General features: G+C 39.7%; 9 protein-coding genes and 1 rRNA gene. 4 read left to right on the top strand and 6 right to left on the bottom strand.

The genetic code is table 11. The features are described from left to right. Together ND6B_RS0118935 and ND6B_RS16840 are read right to left on the bottom strand one after the other, a co-directional pair. Window positions 1–252: ribosomal RNA gene (locus ND6B_RS0118935) — 16S ribosomal RNA — on the bottom strand; the annotation flags it as partial. 601 nt (window positions 253–853) lie between these two features. Next, window positions 854–1,711: a tetratricopeptide repeat protein gene (locus ND6B_RS16840; protein WP_013464241.1), complete on the bottom strand. Its 858-nt coding sequence runs from the start codon at window positions 1,709–1,711 to the stop codon at window positions 854–856. Between the two features lie 109 nt (window positions 1,712–1,820). On the opposite strand from ND6B_RS16840, the gene ND6B_RS16845 reads away from it, so the two are divergent. Continuing rightward, entirely contained in the window at window positions 1,821–3,131 is a 1,311-nt protein-coding gene (locus ND6B_RS16845; protein ID WP_033102641.1) for a M20 metallopeptidase family protein, read from the top strand. 28 nt (window positions 3,132–3,159) lie between these two features. On the opposite strand, the gene ND6B_RS16850 is transcribed toward ND6B_RS16845, so the two are convergent. The 4 genes from ND6B_RS16850 to pomA form a co-directional block, all read right to left on the bottom strand. Beyond that, window positions 3,160–5,100, bottom strand: coding sequence for a DNA topoisomerase III (locus ND6B_RS16850; protein ID WP_033102640.1), 1,941 nt, complete (start codon window positions 5,098–5,100; stop codon window positions 3,160–3,162). 75 nt (window positions 5,101–5,175) lie between these two features. Next, window positions 5,176–5,661, bottom strand: coding sequence for a hypothetical protein (locus tag ND6B_RS16855; RefSeq protein ID WP_033102639.1), 486 nt, complete (start codon window positions 5,659–5,661; stop codon window positions 5,176–5,178). A 147-nt stretch (window positions 5,662–5,808) separates the two neighbouring features. Further along, window positions 5,809–6,729 carry a flagellar motor protein MotB gene (locus tag ND6B_RS16860; protein ID WP_028834921.1) on the bottom strand — a complete coding sequence of 307 codons (921 nt, stop codon included), beginning with the start codon at window positions 6,727–6,729 and terminating at the stop codon, window positions 5,809–5,811. Between the two features lie 2 nt (window positions 6,730–6,731). After that, window positions 6,732–7,499, bottom strand: coding sequence for a flagellar motor protein PomA (gene pomA, locus ND6B_RS16865; RefSeq protein ID WP_016900636.1), 768 nt, complete (start codon window positions 7,497–7,499; stop codon window positions 6,732–6,734). Window positions 7,500–7,792: 293 nt separating this feature from the next. On the opposite strand from pomA, the gene xseB reads away from it, so the two are divergent. The 3 genes from xseB (at window position 7,793) to dxs (ending at window position 10,903) form a co-directional block, all read left to right on the top strand. Beyond that, window positions 7,793–8,035 carry an exodeoxyribonuclease VII small subunit gene (gene xseB, locus ND6B_RS16870; RefSeq protein WP_008110204.1) on the top strand — a complete coding sequence of 81 codons (243 nt, stop codon included), beginning with the start codon at window positions 7,793–7,795 and terminating at the stop codon, window positions 8,033–8,035. 2 nt (window positions 8,036–8,037) lie between these two features. Then, window positions 8,038–8,925: a (2E,6E)-farnesyl diphosphate synthase gene (ispA, locus tag ND6B_RS16875; protein ID WP_033102638.1), complete on the top strand. Its 888-nt coding sequence runs from the start codon at window positions 8,038–8,040 to the stop codon at window positions 8,923–8,925. A 115-nt stretch (window positions 8,926–9,040) separates the two neighbouring features. Continuing rightward, on the top strand, window positions 9,041–10,903 hold the full coding sequence (gene dxs, locus ND6B_RS16880; RefSeq protein WP_033102637.1) for a 1-deoxy-D-xylulose-5-phosphate synthase: 1,863 nt from the start codon (window positions 9,041–9,043) through the stop codon (window positions 10,901–10,903). Window positions 10,904–10,917 lie beyond the last annotated feature (14 nt).

The raw sequence follows: 10,917 nt of genomic DNA, 5'->3' as shown, positions 1-10,917 counted from the left end.
CCTCACCAACTAGCTAATCCCACTTGGGCCAATCTAAAGGCGAGAGCCGAAGCCCCCTTTGGTCCGTAGACATTATGCGGTATTAGCAGTCGTTTCCAACTGTTGTCCCCCACCTCAAGGCATGTTCCCAAGCATTACTCACCCGTCCGCCGCTCGTCATCTTCTAGCAAGCTAGAAATGTTACCGCTCGACTTGCATGTGTTAGGCCTGCCGCCAGCGTTCAATCTGAGCCATGATCAAACTCTTCAATTAAAAAGTTTTATGTCTTTCGACAGCTCAATGAATTCTGAATTTATTTAATATCTTTCGATATTGAATTGACTGTGCTGAATAATTACCTAAGTAACTATTCTGTTGGTCACTCAGTTTCAATTGAGACTCTAAATTTGTTTGCCTCACTTAGTAAACTAAGCTTGGCTGTTAGAACTCAATCTGTACGAGTGCCCACACAGATGATTGCTTTATATTGTTAAAGAACGTTGCGATTAAAGCGTTAAACTTTATCTCGCTAGGGCTGCGCATACTACGCTTTCCTATTTTTTTGTCAACACTTAATTTTGTTAAACTTGAAAGTTTTCGAAACTAAGTTTTACTCGACTCACTGAGTAGCTCGTGCTTCGCTATGCGTTGCGCTCTGCCGTCTCAGTGGGGTCGCATTATAGGGAGAATCGATTTTAACGCAAGCGTTTTTAAAGGCTTTTTTGCATTTAATTTTTACCCCAAAGATACCCCACCTAGACACACACGTTACCCACAAAACCCTGTGGATAACCCTGCATTTATCCTCTTTTTAAATGTAGAAAACAAAAAAGCATCTTTAGTTAGATGCTTTTATAAAGGTTCTAATTAGCCGTTAATATAAAATACTATAGAGCTTGCGGCGATATTTAGCGGCTAATGCATCGCCGTCAGGTAAAGAGGCGATTATTGCTAAGAAGTTTGGTTTAGCTTCATCATAGTTAAGATCCTTTTTAAGGATAGTAAAGAGTGCTTCTAATGCCTCTTCTTTCCTTCCCGCTTCATTTAAAAGGTTACTTAGCTGCATTTGCAAATCAAGTTCATTTGGATGTTTAGCGACTTTTTCTTGAAGTTCTTTTATCTGCGGTGAATCGGTTGCCTCTAATGCGGCCTCACATTTTGCCTTAATATTATTAAAGTATGCATCTTGCTCTTTTACATCTATTGTTTCTATTAACGCAGCGGCTTCATCGAGTTTGTGGATTTGTATACATATATCTGCCAGTACTAATTTAATCCTCGCATTTCGACTATCAAGTTCATACGCTTGTTTGGCATAAGTAAACGCGGCATTTAAGTCGCTATTAATCAGTGCTTGCTTAGCCTGCTCTAATAATAAGTCTTGTTGAGCTGGTAAATGTTTAGATAATGCATCACGAACTTGGCTTTCTGTTTGAGCACCCGCTAATACATCAACTGGAGCTGAGTCTTTTAATAACACTAAAGTAGGTAAGGTTTGCAATCCAACTTGTTGGGCAAGTTGAGAGGCAAGTGCCTGCTCTGCATCGCAGTCTAAGTTTGCGACTACTATATAGTTGCTGTATTCAGCAGCTAACTTATCTAAAATAGCTGCTTGGCTAATACACTCTGGGCTTTGTGGAGAAAAAAAGTTAAGTAGTACTAACTTTTGTTGTGATGTTTCACCCAATACTTGCTGAAGGTTTTGTGCGTTAAGACTAACTATATTGCTCATTGAATTATTGCCATGTTCATCTATTTAGGTTTTTATATGGTGATGAAGATAATAATTACAAGTCATCTGTTTAAATCATTTAAATACAATAGAAGGTAGTGAGGGAAATATGAAATTAGCGTATGTAAGTGCATTGTGTTTATTAGTCAGCCCATTATTGAATGCGCAAGCACTTAAGTTGGATCTTGATACCAGCATGCTGGCAATAGAAAAACTTTACTTAGACCTACATCAATCACCTGAATTGTCATATAAGGAAAAGCAAACAGGTAAAAAAATCGCTGAACGACTTCAGAAATTAGGGTTTGACGTAACCGATAATGTAGGTGGTTATGGTGTAGTCGGAATTTACAAAAATGGTCAAGGCCCTACCGTCATGATCAGAACTGATACCGATGGCCTGCCTATAACAGAGCAAACAGGCAAAACTTACGCATCAACTATTACCACAATTAATGATCAAGGTAGTGAAGTTGGCGTTATGCATGGCTGTGGTCATGATATTCATATGAGCTCTTTTATTGGCACTGCAGAGCAATTAATTATGCATAAAAATCAGTGGCAAGGTACTTTAATGATGGTTGCTCAACCCGCTGAAGAAGTAGGCGGTGGTGCAAAAGCAATGCTCAAGGAAGGATTATTTAACAAATACGCTAAACCAGATCATATTATTGCTTTGCATGTAAGCGCTAGCGTTGCTGCGGGTAAAGTGGCAATGAAAAATGAATACACCATGGCCAGTGTTGATTCTGTTGATATTAGTATAAAAGGCAAAGGTGGCCATGGTGCTTACCCGCATACAACTATTGACCCTGTGATCATCGCAGCTCGAACAATACTTGCACTACAAACAATTACTAGTCGAGAGCTTTCTCCACTTGAGCCTTCAGTGATAACGGTGGGTTCCATTCATGGTGGCTCTAAACACAATGTTATTTCTGATGAAGTTAAGTTACAACTTACGCTACGCAGCTACAATCCAGATGTACGTAACGCACAAATAGCGGCAATTAAACGTATTACTGCAGGTATAGCAAAAAGTGCAGGCCTCGAGGAATCTCTCTACCCTGTAGTGAAAGTTCATGAAGATGAATCAATTCCATCAACTTACAATAACCCAGCACAAACTAACCTTGTTCGAAACGCTATAAAAAGTGCGATAGGTGATGCAAACGTGCTCGAAACAGAAGCGGTAATGGCCGGTGAAGACTTTGGATTATACGGGCGCACCGACGAAAATATTCCTATCACCTTATTTTGGCTAGGTGGCGTTAACCAACAACAGTACGCCAAGGCAATAAAAAATAACGAAACACTGCCCTCGTTACATTCAAGTAAATTTGCGCCTGATTATAAAGTAGCACTGCCTACAGGAATAAAGGCTATGAGTAACGCCGCTGTGGCACTATTCAATCAGTAACCTTCAACGCTATATGTAAGCCCTGCGATTAATTTACCGTAGGGCTTTTTTTATAACTCGACTTTTTATACGGCGCTTTTTTTGTACGTTTGGCAAAGCGCTTTTTAGGTGACGTTTTAGGTAACAGTGCAAATGCCTGACTATTGCAGTTCGCCGCTTGGCTTACAAAATTAGTTAAATCAGCTAGCAAAGGCTGTATAAATTGCTGATAACTCATTGCTTGCTGAGCGATATCTCCTAAACTCGACTCCCATTTTGCAGTTAAATCGGGGCTTGATAATCCCACGGGTAATACACTAATTAATGCCAGACCTGTTTCAGTTGCTTTAATTGCTTTTCCCTCACGTTTTAAAAAGCGACGTTTAAATAACAGCTCAATAATGCCTGCACGCGTTGCTTCAGTACCAAGGCCATCTGTTTCTTTTAATATTTTTTTGATTTGCGAGTCTTTTACATAACGGCTAATTCCCGTCATAGCAGCAAGTAAGGTTGCATCGGTAAAATGAGCAGGAGGAGTTGTATGCTTTTGCACCACCTCACCTTTAGTACAGGTAAGTACCATGCCTTTTTCCAAATAAGGCAATGTTGCTTCTTCTTTGAGTTCCGACTTACCCATGAGCAATTTAAAACCCAAGCTTACATCTTGTTTTGCATTAGCTTTGAATAAACCACCCGCTATAGTTACCTCTACCTTGGTTTCGTTGTAAATGTAATCGGGATAAAACTGAATTAAATAGTGTCGACTTATTAACTGATAAATTTTTTCTTCATCACTTGCTAAACTCACAGTTTTTAACTGTTTAGCTGTTGGTACAATCGCGTGGTGAGCTGCTACTTTTGAATCGTTAAAACATTTACTTCGTTTTTTTGCATCTGCTCCATTAACAAATTCTGCTTTTTGGCCTCCATTTACTGCAATCGCTTTTAGTATCGCAGCTGCATCTTGGTGATGATCTTTTGGTAAATAACGATTATCTGAGCGTGGGTAAGTAATTAACTTATGACGTTCATATAAAACCTGGCAAATATCGAGCACTTTTTGCGCTGGCAATCCGAACGCTTTAGCGGCATCTATTTGTAAAGCAGACAAATTATAGGGAAGCGGCGCGGTTTGTTTTTTTTGCTTTTGCTCAAGAGCAGTTACGCTTGCTGGTTGATTAGCGATACGTGAAGTTACATTTTCAGCTAAAGCTTTGTTAAGCACTCTGCCCTCTTCATCTTGATAAGGATCACACGCTTTACTTGGTATCCACTTAGCAGTAAATGATTGCTCCTTAGGTGTATCAAGGTGAGCAAGTACTTCATAAAATGGTTTTGATACAAAATTTGCTATCTCGTTATCGCGATTAACTACTAGGCCCAAAATGGGTGTTTGCACTCGCCCAACCGACAACACATTACCAAAGCCCGCTTTTTGCCCAGCTAGCGTATAAGCTCGCGTTAAATTCATACCAAACAACCAATCAGCACGAGACCGCGCTAAAGCAGATACACTTAAAGGGATAAAATCACGGTTAGCCCGCATAGAGTTGAGTGATTTTTTTACCGCAGTTAAGTTTAAATCACTAATCAATAAGCGTTGAATACTTTGCTTTTTGGTTTGACTAATTTTTGTTTGCTCGATTACTTCATCAACCAGTAGCTGACCCTCACGATCAGGATCGCCAGCATGCACGAGTGTTGTAGCCTGCTTAATTAATTTTTTTAAAATGGTAAGCTGCTTACGGGTTTTTGTTTTAGCTTTTAATTGCCAGTGTTCAGGCACAATAGGTAAATGCTCAAATTGCCATTTTTTAAAACGCTCATCATAGTCATCAGGTTCTGCTTGCTCGAGCAAATGACCTATGCACCAAGACACACAATCACCATTCGCCACTTCAATATAACCATCGTGTTTTTTATGAGGTTTTGGAAGCGCATCTGCAATAGCACGCCCTAATGAAGGTTTTTCAGCAATATAAAGTTTCATAACCAAGCTCCAACACTGTTCATATAAACAGTAGTTTAGCATATCAGTTTAAAACGAGGGGTATTTTTGTAGTTATTAGCTTAAAGCCTTATTTCGTTTATTAACAAAAATATATAAAAGAGGCAGGTAACACACTATAACTGTGCCAACATTAATGAGTGGCAGTAAAGTTTTATACATATAAGTGCTATATGATAATTCCCAAAGATGGCGGTCGACTAAACGAAACAATTGTAAAATGGGTGCACCAATAACCACAAGCTGACCCAGTACGCATTGCCACAAATAAACTTTATCTTTGATACCTAAATAAGCAATCAAAGCCATCCAAGATAAATCGTTTAATGCCCAAACTACATAACGGTATATGTAAATGCCATCATCAAACTCTTTGAGCGATGAATGAATTAAAGCACCAAAAAGAAAAAAAGAAGCCGTTATTAAAGTAAACCTTAAAGCACAGAGATCTTTTCGTAAATAAAAAACAAAAATAGCTGGGCTCAAAATAAGCACCCAGCTACTGTTTAAAATTTCTAAAATTTTATCAAACCAATCAGGCATGATTACTTAGTAAAATTCGTTTTTTTATCATCGTCATCGCCAGTACCGTTACCAGGCATACTACAATACTTAGTCAACATATTCGCCCCATTACATTTGTTAAGAATGTTGCATTCTATGCTAAAAAAGGTACATAGCCAAGTCATTCTATCTTACATCAATTGGCGCTGACTCTTTTGCCTTGCCTTGTAAAATTGATATTTCTACACGGCGGTTACGTCTTCTATCTTCGCGGGAATCGTTCGGCACTAAGGGCCTGGTCTCTGCACGTCCTACCACCATCATTCTGGTTTTATCAAAACCTGGAACTTTTTGTAATTCACTCGCTACCGCAACTGCGCGTTTAGATGACAAATCCCAGTTATTAATGTAAAGCTCGTTGGATACCTGAAAATCATCCGTATGACCAGACACCGTAATTTCACCGGGTACATCTTTAAGTAATCGGCCAATATCTTGAATGATAGGTTTAAATTGTGGTTGTAAAAATGCACTCCCCGATGGAAACGAGCCATTTTCTCTAATACGAATTATGATTTGTTGCCCTAAAGATTCAAGCTCAATAGCCCCATCAATAATTTGCTTTTCAAGCTGTTGCGCAATTTTTTTAACTAAGTCATTTATTTGCTCTTGATCAGCAGCAGACACTGCCGTAGCTGCAGCAACTTCCTCTGAGGTACTGCTTGATTCACCACCTCGCTTTTCACCACGTTGCTCTTGACGTCCACCTGCGGAGCTTTCATCTCCCGCCTGAAACTCAAGCATTTGTTGGGTCATTTCAACCGTTTGTTGCTGAATGGTTTCTATAGGAGTTGGCTCAGGTTTACCCGGCGTAAACTCCATAGCAATAACAGATGTCCCTTTTGGAATGTCTTTTACTTCTATTTTATTTTGTACACCAAAAGCAAACTTCATTGAGCCTGCAATTTGTTTAAATTTAAGTACATCCATTTCAGAAAATGCGAGTAAAAGTACGAAAAAGCACATTAATAATGACATTAAATCGGCAAACGTTCCCATCCACGCAGGAAGTCCTGGAGGTGGGCATTTGCACTCTTCATCTGACATAATTATTCCTCAGTATTGACTGCGCGTTTTGATTCAGCTAGATAATTTTTCAAGATCCCTTCAATTACTTTAGGATTTTGCCCGTCTTGAATACCTAATACTGCATCTAAAATTAAGCGCTGATTCATGGCCTCTTCGTCTTTACGCAGTTCAAGTTTTACCTGAATAGGAATGGCTACAACGTTTGCTAAAAACGCACCGTATAATGTGGTTAACAACGCAACCGCCATTGCCGGTCCGATAGCTTTGGGGTCATCCATGTTCGAGAGCATAGCCACTAAGCCTATCAACGTACCGATCATCCCCATTGCGGGTGCAATATCACCTAATGATTTAAATAAGGTTGCCCCCATTTCATGGCGAGTGGTGGTTAACGAAATATCTTTTTGTAATGTTGCGCGTACCACATCAGCATCATGCCCATCTACTAGCATATCAACGCCTTTGCGCATAAAAGGATTTGGGATTTCGGCTTCTTCTAAGGCTAAAAACCCGCCTTTTCGAGCAGAGTCAGCTAATTCTACCGCTTTTTCGATTAATGCTTCAGGAGGCTCAATTTTAAACATAAACGCTTTTGCACATACTTTACCAATGCCAAGAAATTGCGACATGGTAAAATTAGATAAAACGATAAAAAGGGAACCACCAAATACAATAACCACAGAAGGGGTATTGTAAAACATAGCGACTTCACCGCTACTACTCATAAACATGGACATGACAATTAAGCCAATTGCGCCAAGGATCCCAATAATGGTTGCTAAATCCACATTCCCTCCAAAGGTTTTATATTTTTTCTTCGCAAGCGTTGTTATTAATTGTTTATCGGCAAGATACTGAAATACTTAAGTGATTTTTATGATAAACGGTAAAATTAAGATTAGTTATATTTTAGATCAACATAGGTAATCAATCTAATTAATCAAAATTAATAATTTTAAAAAATAACGTTGAAACGCAATCAACAGCATTTATCTATCAAAAAACAATATCATTCTTTGACCTAGTTTAGCATTCCCCCTAAAATTGGCGTCTAAATTTATTATGTAAGTTGAAAATAAAGATGGCGACTAAAAAACCTGAAAATTTAAGTTTCGAACAAGCACTAGAAGAGTTAACAACAATTGTCAGTGAAATGGAACAAGGTGATTTATCGCTTGAACAGTCTTTAAAGCAATTTGAGCGCGGTATTGCACTTGCGAGCGCATCTTCAGGCAAACTTCAACAAGCTGAGCAAAAGGTGTCGATATTAATGGGTAATGACGAAAAAGCACCGCTTACTCAGTTTGATAACGATATGGAATAATCGTGAGCATAAAAGAACAAATAAAACTCGCTCAAGATGATGTAGCTAATACGCTCAACCTTTATTTTGAACAACCTCTTGAAAGCGACAATACTATAAAAGAAGCCACACATTACAGTGTAATGAATGGTGGTAAAAGACTGCGCCCGTTTTTAGTGTACACCACAGGTAAAATACTCGGTGCTGACAAGCGTGATTTAGATGTACTTGCCGCAGCCATTGAATGTATTCATAGTTATTCATTAGTTCATGACGATTTACCTGCGATGGATGATGATGATTTACGCCGTGGTCGCCCTACATGTCATATTGTATACGGTGAAGCGCAAGCGATTTTAGCTGGAGATGCACTGCAAACTTTAGCATTTGAACTTATTGCTAAGCATAAATTTAAATGCTCGACTGAAGCACAATTAAAAATGATCGCAGCACTAGCGCATGCATCGGGGTTACAAGGTATGGTTGCCGGACAAGGCCGCGATATTGCAGCAACCGATAAGGTTATTACTGTTGATGAGTTAGAACGTATTCATAAACTTAAAACCGGTGCGCTAATAAATTGTGCGATTACTCTTGGCGCACTGTGTGCTCCTAATACGAGCCAACAAACTTTAGATAACTTATCAACTTTTGGATACGCTATAGGGCTTGCATTTCAAGTTCATGACGATATTTTAGATGTTGAGGGCGATACGCTTACTTTAGGCAAGCCACAAGGGTCAGATATTGCAGCGAATAAAGCGACATACCCCGCTTTATTAGGTATGCTAGGCGCTAAGCAAAAAGCACAAAATTTAATACAACAAGCCCATGAGGCATTAGCTAACATTGACGCAGACACAACAGATTTAGCGGCATTGGCTAACTATTTAATTGAACGTGACCATTAAATACAGCTAAAACGTATTAACTCTTAGTATAAAATTATTACTGAATATTAAGTCGCCTTTTAAACCTCGTTTGTTTTGAGGAGGGTTAATATTAGCGAAGGATATATAAAAAACCATGACACTTGATAGCAGCAAGTATCCATTACTTGATTTGGTGAACGAACCAGCCCACTTGCGAGACTTAGCACAAGATAAGCTTCCTGCATTTAGCCATGAATTGCGTGACTATTTACTCAATTCGGTATCGCAAAGTAGCGGCCATTTAGCGTCTGGTTTAGGAACCGTAGAACTTACCGTTGCACTACATTATGTATACAACACACCCGATGACCGCTTGGTCTGGGATGTGGGTCATCAAGCTTATCCGCATAAAATACTGACTGGCCGTCGTGATCAAATGCATACCATTCGCCAAAAAGACGGATTGCATCCTTTCCCTTTTAGAGATGAAAGTGAATACGACACCTTTAGTGTTGGCCATTCAAGTACCTCAATTTCTGCGGCGTTAGGTATGTCTATTGCTGCACAAAAAGAAGGCAAAGGGCGCAAAACAGTCGCGGTAATAGGCGATGGCGCAATTACTGCTGGTATGGCCTTTGAAGCAATGAACCACCTTGGCGATGTTAAATCAGACATGCTGATCATTTTGAACGATAACGAAATGTCGATATCTGAAAATGTCGGTGCGTTAACCAATCATTTTGCGCGTATTTTATCAGGTAGCTTTTATACCAACATCCGCGAAGGCAGTAAAAAGCTGCTCTCTGGTGTACCGCCGGTAAAAGAGCTTGCCAGCCGTATGGAAGAACACATTAAAGGGATGATGATCCCGGGTACTTTTTTTGAAGAATTAGGTCTAAATTACATTGGCCCAATTGATGGACATGATGTGAATATGTTGGTTGATACGCTGCGCAATATGCGTAACTTAAAAGGCCCACAGCTTTTACATATAAAAACCCAGAAAGGCAAAGGTTACAAGCCTGCCGAAGCCGATCCGATTGGTTATCATGGCGTACCAAAATTTGATCCTGCAACATCAAGCTTACCAAAATCTAAGCCAGGTGCGGCGACTTTCTCAAATGTGTTTGGTGATTGGCTTTGTGACATGGCCGAGCAAGACAGTAAGCTCATGGCAATCACGCCAGCTATGCGTGAAGGTTCAGGCATGGTACGTTTTTCTAAAGAGTATCCAGAACAATACTTTGACGTAGCAATAGCAGAACAACACGCTGTTACTCTTGCTGCAGGTTTTGCTTGTGAGGGCTTAAAGCCCGTTGTGGCTATCTATTCTAGCTTTTTACAACGCGCGTACGATCAACTAATTCACGACGTTGCACTGCAAAACCTACCGGTATTATTTGCTATAGACCGCGCCGGTATTGTTGGAGCCGATGGTGAAACCCATCAAGGCGCCTACGACTTAAGCTTTATGCGCTGTATACCTAATATGGTCATTATGGCCCCAAGTGATACTAACGAATGCCGTCATATGCTTTATACAGGCTATCAAGCTAATTGTCCTGTTGCTGTTCGTTACCCGCGTGGTAGTGCAGGCTCAGCAGACATTCAAAGCACTATGCAACAACTTGAAATGGGTAAAGCGAATGTAATTAAAAAAGGTACTAAAGTGGCTATATTGTCATTTGGTACCTTGCTTGAAAACGCACAACTTGCCACTGATGAGCTCAATGCCACTCTAGTAAACATGCGATTTATTAAGCCACTTGATACGGCATTAATTAATGAGCTGATTAATGATCACGATATTATTGTAACCCTTGAAGATAACGCGATTGCGGGCGGTGCAGGCTCTGCAGTTAATGAATATTTAGCGAGCATTAAAGCCGATGTAAAAGTGCTTAACTTAGGTATTCCTGATGAATTCATTAAACATGGCACACAACAGCAAATGCACGATGAAATGGGGTTAGGTGAACACGGTATTTTAACTTCAATTAAATCATTTATGAGCTAACACTTATCGTGTTT

The organism is Pseudoalteromonas sp. ND6B (assembly GCF_000764215.1).
Lineage (GTDB): Bacteria > Pseudomonadota > Gammaproteobacteria > Enterobacterales > Alteromonadaceae > Pseudoalteromonas > Pseudoalteromonas tetraodonis.
This window is presented reverse-complemented; position numbering and strand designations above follow the sequence as displayed.